This is a genomic window from Methylobacterium sp. Leaf106 (assembly GCF_001422895.1).
Classification (GTDB): Bacteria; Pseudomonadota; Alphaproteobacteria; order Rhizobiales; family Beijerinckiaceae; genus Methylobacterium; species Methylobacterium bullatum.
The window spans coordinates 152,921-169,819 of the sequence record NZ_LMNB01000033.1; the positions used below are offsets into that span (position 1 = coordinate 152,921).

A 16,899-nucleotide genomic window follows, 5' to 3' on the forward strand; every position below is an offset into this window, starting at 1 on the left:
GATGGTCAAGACAACGAATGATAAATCAATCGATCCTCATTTTGTCTTACAGTATATATATTCGTGTTATTACATGCGGTGATTTCATCCAATGCGCCTGCAAATCTATTAATGGAATACTTGCAGTCTCCACCTGCGCCGAAGAAGGCAACGTCGGCCCGTATCGATCACGGCGTCGGCGCGGTACCCGCGGGAGCCGGCAAAGCGACCCGTTTTTCGGGGTTCCTGATCTGGCTGTAGACGATGCTGGAGAAGCTTCCGATCACCGCGTGCCATCCGGGCTTGCCGTAGGCCGGGTCGTTGCGGGCGGCCTGGCAGAACGCTGTGGTCAGTCCGTTGACGATGTCGTCATCTTTGGCGCCGCCGGCCGCGGCCTTCACCTTGGGCAGCAGAGCGTCGACGACCGGGATGAAGTTCTCCTGTGCCAACCCCTTCAGGCTCGTCGCGGCGGGGGTATTGGCGATGGCTTTGGCCACATCCGGTTGGGCGATGACGGCGCAGGATGCCGTTCCCGCCAGCATGGTCTGCGTGGCGGCGCGGGCGGTGCCGACGATGCCGCGCTCGGCGATGACGGGGGCGCTGTTGCCCCAGGCGTTGCGGATGTAATCGGTCACGTCGGCGACCTCCTGATCGGTCATGCCCGCCCCCACCGCGGGCATCGGCGCGTAGCCGTTCTGGGCGGCGAGCCCGCCGAGAACGACGCGGATCACCGTCTCCGGACCTTCCGCCTGGACGGACGTGTTGCCGGCGAGCGCCGGGATCGCCCCCTCGACCCCCTTGCCGTCCGGCTTGTGGCAGGAGGAGCAATAACTGAGATAGGTCGCGGCACCCGGCGCGTCGGTCTGGTTAAACGCCTGAAGATCCTTGACTTTATAGCTTTCTTTCGCTTTCTGCGTGCGCAGGTAGGCGACCATCGCCTTCAGATCGGCGTCGGTCAGCTTGGAGAGGGATTCCTCGATGGTCTGACGCATCGGCCCTGCCGCGACGCCCGGCTGGTTGCCCGGAGCGGCGCCGGTTTTGAGGTATTCGACCACTTGATCGTCGCTCCAGGAGCCGATGCCGGTGTGGTCGTCGGGGGTGATGTTGGGGGCGTACCAGCCGTCGATGACGCCGCCGCCGAGTTTTCCGGCCAATCCGCTGTTTCCGACGATCTTGTTGGCGTTGTGGCACATGCCGCAATGGCCGAGCCCCTCCACGAGGTAGCCGCCGCGATTGACCTCGGCGCTGGCGTTCGGATCCGGCTTGAACTCGCCCGCGGTGAAGAACGCGGTGCGCCAAGTGATGAGCGCCGTGCGAATATTGAAGGGGAACGGGATCTCGGAAGGCTTGCGCGGCTCCTTCACCGGTTCGAGGGAGCGCAGGTAAGCAAAGATCGCGTCGGAATCGTCGCGCGTGACTTTGGTGTACCAGGCGAAGGGGAAGGCCGGATAGAGATAGCTGCCCTCGTTGTCGATGCCTTCGTGCAGGGCGCGGTAGAAGTCGTCGGCGGTCCATTTGCCGAGCCCGGTCTCGTCGTCCGGTGTGAGGTTCGGCGTGCGGATCTTCCCGATCGGCGTGTTGAGGACGTAGTTCCCCGCCAACGGTTTGCCCCCCGGCGCCGAATGGCAGGCGACGCAATCGCCCGCCGTCGCCAAGTATTCACCCCGCTTGATCTGTTCCGCATCTTGGGCCGAGGCACAGGTCGCGGCGGCCATGAGGCCGGCCGAACCGAGCAGGAGGGCAGATATGCGACGCATGAAGCCGGTTCTCCACTCATGAAGCCGAAGGTTGTACAGCTGCAATTCAGGCACGCCTCGTGACCGTTCTGCCCGGTTGGCCAAGGTCGGGCATGGCCGGATCGGATGCGGAACGCGACCCCCCGAACATGCGCAACGCGACCTCCCCTAGATGCGCCATCAGAGAGGCGATGAGGCAGAGCGCCACCACCGTCCAATCCGAGCCAATCAGCGCGGCGCGGATCGCCAGCATCAGCGCCGCGCCCGAGGCGAGGTTGCAGAAAAGGGGCGCAAGGAGCGGGCGATCCCCCCCGTAGAGGCGCCATGCCACGAGGGCGGCGGCCTCCAGGGCCACGAGACCGAGGATCAGGTCGATGATCCGCCCGGAGGCGAACAATGCCGCCAGGGTCGCCGCATCCGGAATCATGCCCGGCTTCCGATACTGCGAGCGGAGCGCGCCTCACCGAACGGCCCGTTCAGCCGCACGATCGCCCGGTTGAGCAGTGTCGCGACGCTGACCCAGGCGAGGTAGGGCGCGAGCAGGAGGGCCGCGATCCCCGAGACCTGGGCCGTCACGGCGATCAGCGCCACGATGGAGAGCCACAGGGCGATCACCTCGAGATAGGCCCAGTCCGGCCGGCGCAGGCGGAAGAAGATGCCGCTCCAGGCGATGTTGAGGACGAGGTTGACGCCGTAGGTGGCGAGCAATGCGCCACGCGCCGAGGTTCCGGCCTCCGCATGCCAGGCGATCACGGCGGAAATCGCCGTGAGGGTGAAGATCGTGGTCCAGACCGGGCCGAAGGCCCAGTCCGGCGGCTTCCACGAGGGCCGCCGCAGGGATTGATACCAGGGGCCGGTGGTCGTCAGGAGCCCGCCGGCGAGGGCGGTGACGAGGGCGGCGGCCGCCGCGGTCACGACCGGGCCGGTCTCGAACCCGCCGATCATGGGGAGACCCAGCGGAACAGGTGCGCCAGGTCCTTGAAGAAGATCCGCACATGGGCGGCGGGCTTTGCCCGCACCAGTTCCTTGTTCATGTAGGAATCCCAGGTGAGCTGCTGGACGTCCTTGTCCTTGCAGATCGAGACGAAGCGCTCGCGCAGGGCATCGTTGCGGTACCAGACCCACTGCATCATGCGCAGGATCAGGAAGACGCGGCCGTGCAGGCGCATGAAGCGACGCCGGGCCAGGGCCAGGGAGGCGGCCTTGCCTGTGGCGAGGAAGGTGTCGGCCGCCTCCGCCGCGAGACGGCCGCCGAGCATGGCGTAGTAGATGCCCTCGCCCGAGGCCGGGGCGACGATGCCGGCGGCGTCCCCGGTGAGCAGCACGTCGCGGCCATTGTCCCAGCGCTTGAGCGGTTTCAGCGGCAGCGGCGCGCCCTCGCGGCGCAGTGTTTCCCCGGCATCGAGGCCGGTGGAGGCGCGCAAGGCCCGGATCGCCCCGCGCAGGGAGAAGCCCTTGCGGGCGCTGCCGGTGCCGATGCTGATCGTGTCGCCATGGGGGAAGACCCAGGCGTAGAAATCCGGCGAGAGCTTGCCCTGGTAATAGACGTCGCAGCGCGTCCCCTCGACGTCGCCGCTCCCATCCGCCGGACGCCGGACGATCTCGTGATAGGCGAAGACCTGTTTCATGGCCGCGTGGCCGGGAATCTCGGCCCGCCCGACCACGGAACTCGCCCCGTCAGCGCCGATGACGAGGCGGGCGCGGACCCGGTGCTCGGCCTCGCCGGAGCGGTAATGAACGGTGGCCCCGCCGTCGTCGTCTCGGACGATGCGGGTGAAGCTGCCGGGGCGGTGGTCGGCCCCGGCCAGGGCCGCGCGGTCGCGCAGCCAGGGGTCGAAATGCTCGCGGTCGACCATGCCGACGAAACCGTCGCCGATGGGCATGTCGACACGCTTGTCCTTGGGCGAGACCATCCGCGCCGAGCGCACGCGTGCGACGAGCAGATGGTCGGGAATCGCGAAGTCGCGGATCAGGCGCGGGGGAATCGCGCCGCCGCAGGGCTTGATCCGGCCCGGCTTGTCGAGGAGCAGGACGCGGCGCCCCATCCGGGCGAGATCGGTGGCGGCGGTGGCCCCGGCCGGGCCGCCCCCCACCACCACGACGTCGAAGGTCTCCGGCTCCGGCATGGGACTCACCTCAGCGATAGCGGGGTTGAAGCACGGGCCGTCGCGGGCGGGCGGCACGGCGCAGCAGCGTCGCGCCCGCGTGCTCGATCCTGAGAGCCAGGAGCGCGCCCACCAGGAACAGGGCGGCCTCGGCCAGGAACACGGCGGCATAGGCATGGACCGGCTCGGGGCTGACGAGACGGGCGAGATCCACCGCCATGGTCCCGAGGAAGCCGCCGGCCCCGAAGGCGACGCCCTGGGCCGCGCCCCAGACCCCCATCCGGGTGCCGCGCTCGGCCTCGCCGCCGGCACCCGCCAGGCCCATCATCGAGCCGATGGCGGCCACGGCGAACATGCCGTTGAACAGGCCGAGGGCGAAGACCGCGACGCGCAGGGGGAAGTCCGGGCCGATCAGGCCGCCTCCGGCGATCCCCGCCAGCGCCAGGGCCGAACCGGCGCAGCCGGTGGCGGTCCACAGTTTCAGCGAGCCGAGATAGGGGCCGCCGATCCCCATGGTGAGGCCGGCCACCGTGAGCATGCCGGCGAGCACGCCGCCATGCTGCAGACCCGAGAGCTTGGTGGTGACGCCGGGCGTCATCGCGAAGACGAGGCCGGCGAAGGGTTCGAGGATGAGCTCCTGCGCGCTGTAGGCCAGCATCGCCACGAAGATGAAAACGGTGAAGCGGCGCGAGGCCGGCTCGGCCCAGACCCGTGCCAGCACCTCGCGGAACGGCCGCTTGGGGGCGCCCTCCGCATGGCTGGACGGCGCCCGCCCCGGCTCGATGCCGCCGACCGCGAGCACGGCCAGGAGGAAAGCGACGAGCGAGACCGTGCCCGACACGGCCACCAGCCGGGCGCCGGAGAATGGATCGAGGAAATGTCCGGCGATCGGCGCGGTGATGGCGAAACCCGCGATCATCATCACCCAGACGATGGTGGCCGCAGCCCCCCGGCGGCGCGCCTCGACGCCGCCGGCCAGGAGCACGAGGAGGGAGGTGCCCGCGGCACCCGCCCCCATGCCCACGGTGAGGAAGGACAGGATCGCCAGAGCGATGCCGGCGGAAAGATGGGTTTCCATGAGGGCGGTCGCCGCCGCCGCGCCGAAGCCGCCGAGGCACAGCGCGGCCATGCCGCCGACGATCCAGGGCGTGCGTCGCCCGCCCATATCCGAGCCGTAGCCCCAGCGCGGGCGCAGGACCTGGACGGCGTAATGGAGGGTCACGAGGGCGCCGGGAATCATCGCCGGCAAGGCGAGCTCCACCACCATGACCCGGTTGAGGGTCGAGGTCATGAGGACGACCACGGCACCCAAAGCGGTCTGGACGAGGCCGAGGCGGACGATGGCGAGCCAGCCCAAGGTCGGCGCCATCACGCGGCTCCCTGCTGCGCGAGGGCCCTGAGGGCGAAGGCCGCCACCAGCATGCCGAGCACGTAGAGGGTGGTGCCGGTGCCGTTGTACCAGGCCGCCTTTTCGCGAGGGTTCTTCAACAGGCGGGACATCAGGACGAGTTGCGCGGCGAGCAGGCCGGCGACGAAGACCGCATGCCCGGACCGGTCCCAGGCGTAGAGGAGGGCGATCACCGCCAGCTGGGGCAGGGCCATGACGAGGCAGGCGAGGCGGGCGGCCCGGTCGGTCCCGAGCTGGACCGGCAGCGAGCGGAGATTCAGGCGCGCATCCCCTTCCACGGACTTGAAATCGTTGAGGGTCATGATGCCGTGGGCGCCCACGGAATAGAGAAAGGCCACGGTGAGGATGCGGTGGTCGGGCAGGGCGCCGGCCATCACGGCGGCACCGGTGAACCAGGGCAGGCCCTCGTAGCAGAGCCCCACCGCGGCGTTGCCCCACCACCCGTTCTGCTTCAGCCTCAAGGGCGGCGCGCTGTAGATCCAGGCGAGGACCAGCCCGAACAGGGCGGCATAGAGGATCCAGACCCCCAGGGCGGCCGCGACGGAGAGGGAGAGGGCGGTCCAGGCCAGCGCCACGTAGAGGCCCCAGCGGCCGGGCATCCGGCCGGACGGGATCGGCCGGTTCGGCTCGTTGATCGCGTCGACATGGCGGTCGTACCAGTCGTTGGCCGCCTGCGAGGTGGCGCAGACCAGGGGGCCGGCGAGCACGATCCCGGCGACGATGACCGGCCAGTGCCCGCTCGCCGGAACCCCGGAAGAGACCACCCCGCAGGCAAAGGCCCACATCGGCGCGAACCAGGTGATCGGCTTCAGCAGCTCCAGCAGGGCGCTGGGAGCGGGCAGTCCGCGGATGGCGGAAGGAGCGGAGGAGACCGACGTTGCCATGACGTCGAAGCTAGGTTCCGACGCCTCGGTGTGTCAAGTTTGATTTACACTTGGGCCGACAAATAAGGGCGACAGTCGGACGCAGGCCGCCCGTCGCCGAGGCTCATTCGTCGTCGGCCAGATCCGGCCCGTCGAGGTCACCGATCCCGTAGCGGCGCAGCTTGGCGTAGAGCCCCTGGCGGCTGAGGCCCAGCATCTCGGCGGCCGAGGCGCGGTTGTCGCGGGTGATGCGCAGGGCGGCCTCGATACAGAGGCGCTCGATCAGGTCCGTCGATTCGCGCACCAGGTTCTTCATGGAGACCCGCCCGACCAGCTCGGTCATCTGCTCGACGGACCGCGGCAATTCCCGCCCGCCGGGCGCGGCGGCGGTGCGGCGGGGGGTCGAGCGGATGGTGAAGCCGAGGCAGGGCTGACCGCCGCCGGGAACCGCCACGGCGGCGACCTCGACCTCCTCCACCGACCCGTACTCGCCGCGCAGGCTCGTGGCGTAGTGGCGCACGGAGCCGTGGTGGCCGAGGGTGGAGAACAGGGCGGCGGCCTCGGTCTCCTCGCGCCCGAGCCAGCGGTCGAGGGGTTCGCCGCGCACCTGCTCCTCGGTGGCGAGTTGCACAAGATCGAGGAAGGCGGAGTTGGCCGCGAGGATGCGCCGCTGCGGATCGGTGACGACGAAGCCCTCCGGCAGGCTCTGGATCACGTCGAGGGCCGAGGCCCCGCTCCGGCTCGGGGAAGCCGCGTCGGTGGGCTCGGCCGACAGCCGCAGGAGGGCGCTGGTGGCGTTTTCCTGCCGGAACAGCGAGGCGGCGACGCGGGTCTCGCCGCGACCGTTGCCGAGACGGGCGACGAGGTCGCCCGCCTGTCCGGTCACGCGCAGGCCGGCGAAGAGCGATTCGAGCTCGCGGGTGCTGCCCGCATCGAACAGGTCCACCACGTCCTGACCGATGATGCGCTTCTCCACGCGGCCGATGAGGCGGGCGGCGGCCGGGTTCACCTCGGTGACCCGGCGCGTGGCGGCATCCACCACCAGGACCGGCTCGCCGGCGAGTTGGAACAGCAGGCGGTAACGGGTCTCGGCGCCGCGCAGGCGCAGGTAGTCGCGCTCCAGCGCCTGCTGGGTCTCGGCGAGCTTGCGCTGCAGCGCCGCCATCGCACGCAGGTTGCGGCCGATGACGATCACCGGGCCGCCGGTCTCCAGGCGCATGGCCGAGTAGCGCACCGGCAGGTCGATGCCCGTGGCGGAGGGATGGTTCACCTGGCGCCAGCGCGTGACCGCGCCGGGGGCCGCGTCACGCAGGAGGGCGGCGATCTTGGGCCGGCTCTCGACGGTGACGGTGTCCACCCAGAGCTGGCCGAGCCAGGTCTCGCAGCCCTCGTCGGTGAAATCGGCATTGCCGAAGGCCGCATCGCGGATGACCCCGTCCGCGTCGACGATCAACGCGAGGTCCGTCGCCGCGGCGACGAGGAGCCCGGCCGCCTCCGCATCGAGGGGACCGAGGGTTTTGCGAAGCGCTGCGAACGTTTCCGCCGCTGCAGGGAGTGCCAGACTGGTCAAGGATCACCACGATGTGACGACGTCGAGCCGGTCTTTCAGCAGGGTCTGGCCCGCGGATCAAGCAAGCTCTCGGCAATGGAAATGGCGAGACGGGCATCGCTCGCCGTCGCGTCAGCGCCGACGAGAACCGAATGGTCGGGGTTTTCGGTGAAGATCGGCCCACCGACCATGACACGAACCGACGGATTGCGCGAGGCGCGCCGAAGCTCCGCCACCATGTTCGCGAGGGCCGGAAGGAGGGTTTCGGAGCCGAGCGACACCCCGATCACGTCGAACCAGCCCGTGCGGGCGGTCCGGATCGGGTCGGGGTGGAGCTCGTGCGCCGCGCTCGTGACGTCCCATCCTGCATCGCGGAAGAAACGCTCGATGAGGGAGAGGCCGAAGCTGTGCGTCTCGCCCGGGCAGGCCATCAGGAAGATGCTGCGCCCGTGCGGGTCCGGCGCCGGCTCCGAGCGGAACCGGGCGGTGAGGTCGTGCATGATGCGCTGGAGGCGCCCCATGGCGATGGTGAGCTCCGCGAAATCGCAGAGATCCTCCTCCCACAGGTGGCCGAGATGGCGTGCCGTGGGGGCGAGGAGGTCGAGGAGCAGGCTGTCGAGGGCGAGGCCGTCGTCGATGAGGACGACGATCCGGCTCTCCACATCGTCGCAATCGGGCGCGAGCACCAGGGCGGCGAACTCGGCGATCTGGTCCGGCGTCGGCAGGATTCCGGGACGCTCGGAGCGGGGGTCGGCCCGGTGGGCCAGCATCAACCGCGGGATGATCTCGGCTTCGACCACGCTGGCGAGGTCACGGTCCCAGGCCGGGCTCCGATCCTGAAACGGCCGATCGGGATATAATGCAGTATTACGTTGCGGATGGACTTCGCTGGACGACCTCTCAAACATCGAGGCCGCCCGAAGCGAACTGACGTCATCCATTGGAACCTCCCAATGTTGCTGACGGCTTCTTGATCCAGCTCGATCTTGAGTGTCGAACTTCGCATCATCGACTTGCGAATGCCTTTGACGCTGCGAGCAACATGAAAATGGTTACAAGCGGGCCTTGACGATGACGATACCGGTTACCAACGATTTGGCAATCCCGCCTCTCACATTATTATGCATCAAATCTGTAAAATGAAAACGACGTAAAGCTAGCTTGACACTCTTCCGGCGGGTTCCTAACCTCCTCTCAACGGGCCTCCGACCATGCGGGGCCGGGTTCAAGACGGGGTGGAGCCGATGCCTGCAAGAGGAGGCCAGCCGAGACGACCTCTCTATTCGCCGGCCGAGCGCGCCCGGCGAGACGCCTCCGCCTGGACTCTGGTTCAGGGCATCCTCGCGCCGCTCCAGTTCCTGGTCTTCCTCGTCAGCCTCGGCCTGGTCCTGCGCACGTTGGCGACGGGGGAGGGCGCGTCGGCCGCCAACGCCTCCATCGTGGTCAAGACCCTCGTCCTCTACGCGATCATGGTCACCGGCTCGATCTGGGAGAAGGACGTCTTCGGGCGCTACCTGTTCGCCCCCGCCTTCTACTGGGAGGACATGGTCAGCATGCTCGTGCTGGCCCTCCACACCGCCTATCTCGTGGCGCTGGCCACGGGCGCCCTCGACACGACGGGGCTGATGCTCCTGGCGCTGGCCGCCTACGCCTCCTACGCCGTCAACGCCGCGCAATTCCTGCTGAAGCTGCGGGCCGCCCGCCTGCAGGCGTCGCCCCACGCCGTCCTCTTCACGGAGGGCGCGCGATGAATGCCCACGCTCCCGTCACGGCGTTCGAGAACGAGCACGGCCTGGAGATCCGGCAGGAACGCGGCCAGCGGGCGGTGTTCTGCGGGCTTACCGGCATCGTCTGGCTTCACCGCAAGATCCAGGACGCCTTCTTCCTCGTGGTGGGGTCGCGCACCTGCGCGCATCTCATCCAGTCGGCCGCCGGGGTGATGATCTTCGCCGAGCCGCGTTTCGCCACCGCCATCATGGACGAGCGCGATCTCGCCGGCCTCGCCGACATGAACGACGAACTCGACGCGGTGGTGGGCCGCCTCGTGGCGCGCCGGCCCGAGATCAAGCTCCTGTTCCTGGTGGGGTCGTGCCCCTCGGAAGTGATCAAGCTCGACCTGTCGCGCGCCGCCCAGAGGCTGTCGCGCAGCCTCGCGCCCGACGTGCGGGTGCTGAGCTATTCCGGGAGCGGCATCGAGACCACCTTCACGCAAGGGGAGGATGCCTGCCTCGCCTCCCTCGTGCCCGAGATGCCGGCCGAGGCGGCGCAGGCCGAGACCTCGCTCCTCGTGGTCGGCGCGCTCGCCGACGTGGTCGAGGACCAGTTCGCCCGGATCTTCTCGGAGATGGGAATCGGCCCCGTGCGGTTCCTGCCCGCGCGCCGGGCCGGCGCAATGCCCCCTGTCGGGGAAAACACCCGCTACCTCCTGGCCCAGCCCTTCCTCGCCGACACGGCGCGGGCGCTGGAAGAGCGGGGCGCCACACGGCTCGCCGCTCCGTTCCCACTGGGAGCCGAAGGCACCACGGGCTGGCTCAAAGCGGCGGCGGAAGCCTTCGGCGTGTCGGCCGGACGGTTCGAGGCCGCCACCGCGCCGGGGCTGCGCCGGGCCGAGCAGGCGCTCGCCCCCTACCGGGCGATGCTGGCGCAGCGCCGGATCTTCTTCTTTCCCGATTCGCAGCTGGAAATCCCCCTGGCGCGCTTCCTCTCGCGGGAGATGGGCGCCGAACTGGTGGAAGTCGGCACCCCCTACCTCCATCGCGGGCATCTCGACCGCGAGATGGCCCTGCTACCGCGCGGCACCCGGATCGTGGAAGGGCAGAGCCTCGACGACCAGATGGACCGCTGCCGGCAGGCCCGGCCCGACCTCACCGTCTGCGGGCTCGGCCTCGCCAATCCGCTGGAGGCGGAAGGGCTCGCGACCAAATGGTCGATCGAGCTGCTGTTCACTCCGATCCAGGGCTACGACCAGGCCGGCGACCTCGCCGAGCTGTTCGCGCGCCCCCTCGTCCGCCGTACCCGGCTGGAGGTGTAGCCCGATGCAGCTCACCGTCTGGACCTACGAGGGACCGCCCCATATCGGCGCCATGCGCGTCGCCACCGCGATGCGCGGCCTGCACTACGTGCTGCACGCCCCCCAGGGCGACACCTATGCCGATTTGCTGTTCACCATGATCGAGCGGCGCGATGCCCGCCCGCCGGTGACTTACACCACCTTCCAGGCGCGCGACCTCGGCTCGGACACCGCCGCGATCTTCAAGGACGCGGTCGCGGCCGCCTACGAGCGCTTCCGCCCCGAGGCGATGATCGTCGGCGCCTCCTGCACGGCGGAGCTGATCCAGGACGATCCCGGCGGTCTCGCCAAGGCCCTGGCCCTGCCGATCCCGGTGATCCCGCTGGACCTGCCCGCCTACCAGAAGAAGGAGAACTGGGGCGCCTCGGAGACCTTCTACCGGCTGGTGCGGACCCTGTGCGGCCCGAAGGCGGAGACGGTCGGGAAGGCCGGACGGCGCCCGTCCTGCAACATCCTCGGCCCCACGGCCCTGGGCTTCCGCCACCGCGACGACCTCGTGGAGATCCGGACGCTTCTCGACGCCCTCGGCGTCGACGTGAACGTGGTGGCGCCGCTCGGCGCGAGCCCCGCCGATCTCGGCCGCCTCGGCGAGGCCGATTTCAACGTGGTGCTCTATCCCGAGATCGCGCGCGCCGCCGGGCAGCACCTCCAAAAGACCTTCGGCCAGCCGATGGTCGAGACCGTTCCCATCGGTGTCGCCGCCACGATCCGCTTCGTGGAGGAGGTGGCGGCGGTCGCCGGTGTCGATCCGGCCCCGGTCCTGTCCGGCGCGCCCTCGCGGCTACCCTGGTATTCGCGCTCGGTCGATTCGACCTATCTCACGGGGAAACGCGTCTTCGTTTTCGGCGATGCCACCCATGCCCTCGCCGCGGCCCGGATCGCCGCCACCGAACTCGGCTTCAAGGTGGTGGGTCTCGGCAGCTATGCCCGCGAATTCGCCCGCGAGATCCGGGCCGAGGCGGCGCTCCACGGCATCGAGGCGACGATCACCGACGATTACCTCGAGGTGGAGGCGGCGATCCAGGCCAGCGCCGCCGAACTGGTGCTGGGCACGCAGATGGAGCGCCACATCGCCAAGCGTCTGGGCCTGCCCTGCGCGGTGATCTCGGCCCCGATCCACGTCCAGGATTTCCCCGCCCGGCACTCGCCGCAGATGGGGTTCGAGGGCGCCAACGTCCTGTTCGACACCTGGGTCCATCCCCTGATGATGGGGCTCGAAGAGCATCTGCTCGGCATGTTCCGCGAGGATTCCGAGTTCCACGCCGACGCCGCGCCCTCCCATCTCGGCCCCGGTCACCAGCCGCTACCTCCCCCCTCTGCGGGGGAGGGTGGCCCTCGCGTCAGCGAGGGTCGGGAGAGGGGAGTGCCAGTTCCGGAGAGGTCGCCCCCTCTCCCGCCTGCTCCGCAGGCACCCTCCCCCGCAGAGGGGGGAGGGTGCTCCGGTTCCGCACACAGCACGTGGGCTCCCGATGCCGAGAAAGAACTGAAAAAAATCCCGTTCTTCGTGCGGGGCAAAGCCCGCGCCAACACCGAACGCTTCGCCCGGGAGCGGGCGCTCCCCCTCATCACCGTCGAGACGCTGTACGATGCCAAAGCGCATTTCGGACGCTGAGCGTCCCGCCCTCAGCCTCGTCGTCGTGACGATGGACAACCACATGGCCAGCGCCCTGGAGCGCGCCCGTCACCGGCTGCGCGACGAGATGCCGGGGCTCACGCTCTGCTTCCACGCGGCGGCGGAATGGGACACCGACCCGGCGGCTTTGGCCGCCTGCAAGGCCGACATCGCCCGCGCCGACATCGTGGTCTCCACCATGCTGTTCATGGACGAGCACGTCCGCGCCATCCATCCGGCACTGCTCGCCCGCCGCCCGCATTGCGACGCGATGATCGGCTGCCTCTCGGCCAGCGAGATCGTCAAGACCACCCGCCTCAACCGCTTCGACATGGACGGCACCAAAAGCGGCGCCCTCGAATTCCTGAAGAAGCTGCGCGGCAAGACCGGTGCCCAGGGCAACGGCGCCCGCCAGATGGCGATGATCCGCCGGCTGCCCAAGATCCTGCGCTTCATCCCCGGCTCGGCCCAGGATGTCAGGGCCTATTTCCTCACCCTGCAATACTGGCTCTCGGGCTCGGACGAGAACATCGCCAACCTCGTACGCTTCCTCGTCGGCCGCTACGCCGCCGGGCCGCGCGAGAGCTGGCGCCGGATCGCCGCCGCGCCGGCGCCCCTGAGCTACCCCGAGACCGGTCTCTACCACCCGCGCATGAAGGGCCGGATCGGCGAGGATCCCTCGCGGCTGCCGGTTCCGTCCGCAGGGGTGAAGGGCCGCGTCGGCCTGCTGGTGATGCGCTCGTACGTGCTCGCCGGGAACACCGCCCATTACGACGGCGTCATCGCCGCCATCGAGGCGCGCGGGCTCAGTGTCGTGCCGGCCTTCGCCAGCGGCCTCGACAACCGTCCGGCGGTGGAGGCGTTCTTCCGGAGCAACGGCCGGCCCGCCATCGACGCCCTCGTCTCGCTCACTGGGTTCTCCCTGGTGGGCGGCCCCGCCTACAACGACGCGGCCGCCGCCGAGACCACCCTGCGCGACCTCGACGTCCCCTACCTCGCCGCGCACGCCCTCGAATTCCAGACCGTGGAGCAGTGGGAGGCCTCCGACCGCGGCCTCTCCCCCGTGGAAGCCACCATGATGGTGGCGATCCCCGAACTCGACGGGGCCACCGCGCCGATGGTGTTCGGCGGCCGTTCCAGCCGCTCGCCCGGAGCCAATGCCCGAGACATGAGCGTCCATTCCGAGCGGGCCGACATGCTCGCCGCCCGTGTCGAGCGCCTCGTCTCCCTGCGCCGCAAGGACAGGGCCGCTCGCAAGGTGGCCATCGTCCTGTTCGGCTTCCCGCCCAATGCCGGCAGCATCGGCACCGCCGCCTTCCTCTCGGTCTACCAGTCCCTCCACAACACCCTGAAGGGCCTGAAGGCCGACGGCTACGACGTCGCCGTACCGGGCAGCGTTGACGACCTGCGCAACGCGGTGCTGGCCGGCAACGCCGCCCGCTTCGGCACCAGCGCCAACGTCCATCACCGCATCCCGGCCGACGACCATGTCCGGCGCGAGCGGTATCTCTCCGAGATCGAGACGCAATGGGGTCCGGCGCCGGGGCGCCAGAACAGCAACGGCTCGCAGATCTTCGTGCTGGGCGCGCAGTTCGGCAACGTCTTCGTCGGCGTGCAGCCGGGCTTCGGCTACGAGGGCGACCCGATGCGGCTGCTGTTCGAGCGCGGCTTTGCCCCGACCCACGCCTTCTCCGCCTTCTACCGGTACCTGCGCGAGGATTTCCGCGCCGACGCCGTTCTGCATTTCGGCACCCACGGGGCGCTCGAATTCATGCCCGGCAAGCAGACCGGCCTGTCGGATTCCTGCTGGCCCGAGCGCCTGATCGGGCCGCTGCCCAACGTCTACCTCTACGCCGCCAACAACCCCTCCGAGGGCATGATCGCCAAGCGCCGCTCGGCCGCCACCATGGTGAGCTACCTCACCCCGAGTCTCACCCAGGCCGGGCTCTACCGGGGCCTCATCGACCTCAAGGCTTCCATCGAGCGCTGGCGCGGCCTGGAGCCCGAGGCGGAAGCCGAGCGCCGCGACCTCGGCCAGATGATCCAGGCGCAGGGTTCCGCCCTCGACCTGACATCGGCCGAGCCGGCCTGGTTCGGGGACATGTCCGGCAGGGTCCTGGCGCTGGGCCTCGCACTCAGTGAACTCGAACACACCCTGATCCCGCACGGGATGCACGTGGTCGGGGAAGGCACGCCCCCCGAGGAGCGGATCGACTTGCTGCTCGCCCTGGCCGACGCGTCGGGCGGCCTGAAGCCCGACCGCGCCGGCATCGAAGCCCTGGTGGCGGGAGCCCCCCTCGACCGGGCGCTGGCCGAAGCGGGCCTGCCCCTCGACGAGGAGCACCGCGCCGCCTTCGCCGCCCTGCGCGACACCGACGCCCTGCTGGCGCACGACCACGAGCTTCCCGCCCTGCTGCGGGCGCTCGACGGCCGCTTCATCGCCCCGGTCGCCGGCGGCGACCTCCTGCGCAACCCGTCCGTACTGCCCACGGGACGCAACATCCACGGCTTCGACCCCTACCGCCTGCCCTCCGCCTTCGCGGTGGCCGACGGCACGCGGCAGGTCGCCCGCATCCTCGCCCGCTACCGCGACGAGGGCGCGCCCCTGCCCGAGAGCATCGCTCTGGTCCTCTGGGGCACCGACAACCTGAAGAGCGAGGGCGGCCCCATCGCCCAGGCCCTGGCCCTGATCGGCGCGAGCCCGCGCTTCGACGGCTACGGCCGCCTCTGCGGCGCGACGCTGATCCCCCTCGAAGAGCTCGGCCGCCCACGCGTCGACGTGGTGGTGACCCTGTCGGGCATCTTTCGCGATCTGCTCCCTCTCCAGACCAAGCTGCTGGCGGAAGCCTCCTATCTCGCGGCCACCGCCGACGAGCCGTTGGAGCGGAACTTCGTGCGCAAGCATGCCCTCGCCCACATGGACGAGCACGGCATCGACATGGAGACCGCCGCCCTGCGGGTGTTCTCCAACGCCGAGGGCACCTACGGCGCCAACGTCAACAACCTCGTCGAATCCGGCCGCTGGGAGGACGAGGACGAGATCAGCGAGACCTTTTCGCGGCGTAAATCCTTCGCCTATGGCCGCAACGGCCGGCCCACCGCCCAGCGGGCCCTCATGGGCAGCGTGCTCGCCAAGGTCGATCTCGCTTACCAGAACCTCGATTCGGTGGAGGTCGGGGTGACCTCCGTCGACCATTACTTCGACGGTCTGGGCGGGATGGGCCGGGCGGTGGCCCGCGCCAAGGGCGAGGCCGTGCCGATCTTCATCAGCGACCAGACACGGGGGGAGGGCGTCGTGCGCTCCCTCTCCGAGCAGGTCTCCCTGGAGACCCGGACGCGCATGCTCAACCCGAAATGGACCGAGGGCATGCTCGGCCACGGCTACGAGGGCGTGCGCCAGATCGAGGCGCATCTCACCAACACCATGGGCTGGTCGGCCACCTCCAACGCCGTCGCGCCCTGGATCTACCAGCGCATCACCGAAACCTACCTCCTCGATCCGGCGATGCGCGAGCGCCTCGCCGCCCTCAACCCGACCGCGTCCGCCAAGGTCGCGCATCGGCTGATCGAGGCGCACCAGCGCGGCTTCTGGACTCCCGACGCGGCCACGCGCGACGCGCTCGACCGTGCCGAGGAGGAGCTCGAAGACCGTCTCGAAGGCATCACCGCAGGGGTCGCCGCATGAACATCGCCATCCGTAATCCCGTGGCCTCGCGCCGCGAGGAAGGCAGCCTCCAGGTCGAGCTCGATCCGGCGCTGAAGATCGGCACCGCCAAAGTCTTTGCCGTCTACGGCAAGGGCGGAATCGGGAAGTCCACCACCTCGTCGAACCTGTCGGTGGCGTTCTCGAAGCTTGGGAAACGCGTGCTGCAGATTGGCTGCGACCCGAAACACGATTCGACCTTCACGCTGACCAAGCGCCTCGCACCCACGGTGATCGATGCCCTGGAGGCGGTGCAGTTCCATTCCGAGGAATTGCGGATCGAGGATTTCGTGGCCGAGGGCTATAACGGCGTCATGTGCGTCGAGGCCGGCGGCCCCCCCGCGGGCACCGGCTGCGGCGGCTACGTGGTCGGCCAGACGGTGAAGCTCCTCAAAGAGCATCACCTTCTCGAAGACACCGACGTGGTCATCTTCGACGTGCTGGGAGACGTGGTCTGCGGCGGCTTCGCCTCGCCGCTCCAGCATGCCGACCAGGCACTGATCGTCACCGCCAACGACTTCGATTCGATCTTCGCCATGAACCGGATCGTGGCCGCGATCCATTCGAAGTCGAAGAACTATCCGGTGCGGCTGGGCGGCGTCATCGCCAACCGCTCGGCCAAGACCGACGAGATCGACCGCTTCAACGCCGCCGTCGGCCTGGAGCGTATCGCGCATTTCCCCGATCTCGACGTGGTCCGGCGCTCGCGCCTCAAGAAATCGACCCTGTTCGAGATGGAGCCGACGCCGGAACTCATCGCGGTGACGGACGAGTACATGCGGCTGGCCGCCCATCTCTGGGCCGGCGGCAAGCCGCTCTCGGCGATGCCGATGAAGGACCGCGACCTGTTCGAGTTCCTCGGGTTCGATTGAGG

The 16,899-nt window shown here is 69.2% G+C and carries 13 protein-coding genes; 5 read left to right on the forward strand and 8 right to left on the reverse strand.

Annotation, left to right across the window (positions count from 1 at the left end; genetic code table 11):
- Positions 1-167: 167 nt before the first annotated feature.
- The 8 genes from ASF34_RS18355 to ASF34_RS18390 form a co-directional block, all read right to left on the reverse strand.
- Positions 168-1,736 carry a c-type cytochrome gene (locus tag ASF34_RS18355; RefSeq protein ID WP_056163286.1) on the reverse strand — a complete coding sequence of 523 codons (1,569 nt, stop codon included), beginning with the start codon at positions 1,734-1,736 and terminating at the stop codon, positions 168-170.
- 46 nt (positions 1,737-1,782) lie between these two features.
- Entirely contained in the window at positions 1,783-2,142 is a 360-nt protein-coding gene (locus tag ASF34_RS18360; protein ID WP_018043247.1) for a hypothetical protein, read from the reverse strand.
- Positions 2,139-2,660 (reverse strand): TspO/MBR family protein, encoded by a 522-nt coding sequence (locus tag ASF34_RS18365; RefSeq protein ID WP_018043248.1) that lies wholly within the window; start codon positions 2,658-2,660, stop codon positions 2,139-2,141. The genes ASF34_RS18360 and ASF34_RS18365 overlap by 4 nt, the downstream gene beginning before the upstream one ends.
- Entirely contained in the window at positions 2,657-3,841 is a 1,185-nt protein-coding gene (locus ASF34_RS18370; protein ID WP_018043249.1) for a geranylgeranyl diphosphate reductase, read from the reverse strand. The genes ASF34_RS18365 and ASF34_RS18370 overlap by 4 nt, the downstream gene beginning before the upstream one ends.
- A 10-nt stretch (positions 3,842-3,851) precedes the next feature.
- The gene (locus ASF34_RS18375; protein WP_018043250.1) at positions 3,852-5,189 is read right to left on the reverse strand and encodes a BCD family MFS transporter; all 1,338 of its coding nucleotides are present in this window, start codon (positions 5,187-5,189) and stop codon (positions 3,852-3,854) included.
- On the reverse strand, positions 5,189-6,112 hold the full coding sequence (gene chlG / locus ASF34_RS18380; protein WP_018043251.1) for a chlorophyll synthase ChlG: 924 nt from the start codon (positions 6,110-6,112) through the stop codon (positions 5,189-5,191). Before chlG ends, ASF34_RS18375 begins: the two co-directional genes overlap by 1 nt.
- Positions 6,113-6,215: 103 nt before the next feature.
- On the reverse strand, positions 6,216-7,661 hold the full coding sequence (ppsR, locus tag ASF34_RS18385) for a transcriptional regulator PpsR (protein WP_018043252.1): 1,446 nt from the start codon (positions 7,659-7,661) through the stop codon (positions 6,216-6,218).
- Between the two features lie 35 nt (positions 7,662-7,696).
- On the reverse strand, positions 7,697-8,440 hold the full coding sequence (locus tag ASF34_RS18390) for a cobalamin B12-binding domain-containing protein (RefSeq protein ID WP_018043253.1): 744 nt from the start codon (positions 8,438-8,440) through the stop codon (positions 7,697-7,699).
- 444 nt (positions 8,441-8,884) lie between these two features.
- On the opposite strand from ASF34_RS18390, the gene bchF reads away from it, so the two are divergent.
- From bchF to bchL, 5 genes are read left to right on the forward strand one after another with little or no spacing between them, the layout of a single operon-like run.
- Positions 8,885-9,391, forward strand: coding sequence for a 2-vinyl bacteriochlorophyllide hydratase (gene bchF, locus ASF34_RS18395; RefSeq protein ID WP_018043254.1), 507 nt, complete (start codon positions 8,885-8,887; stop codon positions 9,389-9,391).
- Positions 9,388-10,671, forward strand: coding sequence for a ferredoxin:protochlorophyllide reductase (ATP-dependent) subunit N (locus tag ASF34_RS18400; protein ID WP_056163289.1), 1,284 nt, complete (start codon positions 9,388-9,390; stop codon positions 10,669-10,671). The genes bchF and ASF34_RS18400 overlap by 4 nt, the downstream gene beginning before the upstream one ends.
- Before the next feature lie 4 nt (positions 10,672-10,675).
- Positions 10,676-12,322, forward strand: coding sequence for a ferredoxin:protochlorophyllide reductase (ATP-dependent) subunit B (bchB, locus tag ASF34_RS18405; RefSeq protein WP_018043256.1), 1,647 nt, complete (start codon positions 10,676-10,678; stop codon positions 12,320-12,322).
- A complete protein-coding gene (locus tag ASF34_RS18410) occupies positions 12,297-16,007 on the forward strand; it encodes a magnesium chelatase subunit H (RefSeq protein WP_056163291.1) in 3,711 nt (1,236 codons plus the stop codon). The genes bchB and ASF34_RS18410 overlap by 26 nt, the downstream gene beginning before the upstream one ends.
- The gene (gene bchL, locus ASF34_RS18415) at positions 16,004-16,897 is read left to right on the forward strand and encodes a ferredoxin:protochlorophyllide reductase (ATP-dependent) iron-sulfur ATP-binding protein (protein ID WP_018043258.1); all 894 of its coding nucleotides are present in this window, start codon (positions 16,004-16,006) and stop codon (positions 16,895-16,897) included. The genes ASF34_RS18410 and bchL overlap by 4 nt, the downstream gene beginning before the upstream one ends.
- Positions 16,898-16,899 lie beyond the last annotated feature (2 nt).

Coding starts and splice junctions, on each gene's coding strand:
- ASF34_RS18355 (WP_056163286.1), bottom strand. CDS start 1,736: ATGCGTCGCATATCTGCCCTCCTGCTCGGTTCGGCCGGCCTCATGGCC.
- ASF34_RS18360 (WP_018043247.1), bottom strand. CDS start 2,142: ATGATTCCGGATGCGGCGACCCTGGCGGCATTGTTCGCCTCCGGGCGG.
- ASF34_RS18365 (WP_018043248.1), bottom strand. CDS start 2,660: ATGATCGGCGGGTTCGAGACCGGCCCGGTCGTGACCGCGGCGGCCGCC.
- ASF34_RS18370 (WP_018043249.1), bottom strand. CDS start 3,841: ATGCCGGAGCCGGAGACCTTCGACGTCGTGGTGGTGGGGGGCGGCCCG.
- ASF34_RS18375 (WP_018043250.1), bottom strand. CDS start 5,189: ATGGCGCCGACCTTGGGCTGGCTCGCCATCGTCCGCCTCGGCCTCGTC.
- chlG (WP_018043251.1), bottom strand. CDS start 6,112: ATGGCAACGTCGGTCTCCTCCGCTCCTTCCGCCATCCGCGGACTGCCC.
- bchF (WP_018043254.1), top strand. CDS start 8,885: ATGCCTGCAAGAGGAGGCCAGCCGAGACGACCTCTCTATTCGCCGGCC.
- ASF34_RS18400 (WP_056163289.1), top strand. CDS start 9,388: ATGAATGCCCACGCTCCCGTCACGGCGTTCGAGAACGAGCACGGCCTG.
- bchB (WP_018043256.1), top strand. CDS start 10,676: ATGCAGCTCACCGTCTGGACCTACGAGGGACCGCCCCATATCGGCGCC.
- ASF34_RS18410 (WP_056163291.1), top strand. CDS start 12,297: ATGCCAAAGCGCATTTCGGACGCTGAGCGTCCCGCCCTCAGCCTCGTC.
- bchL (WP_018043258.1), top strand. CDS start 16,004: ATGAACATCGCCATCCGTAATCCCGTGGCCTCGCGCCGCGAGGAAGGC.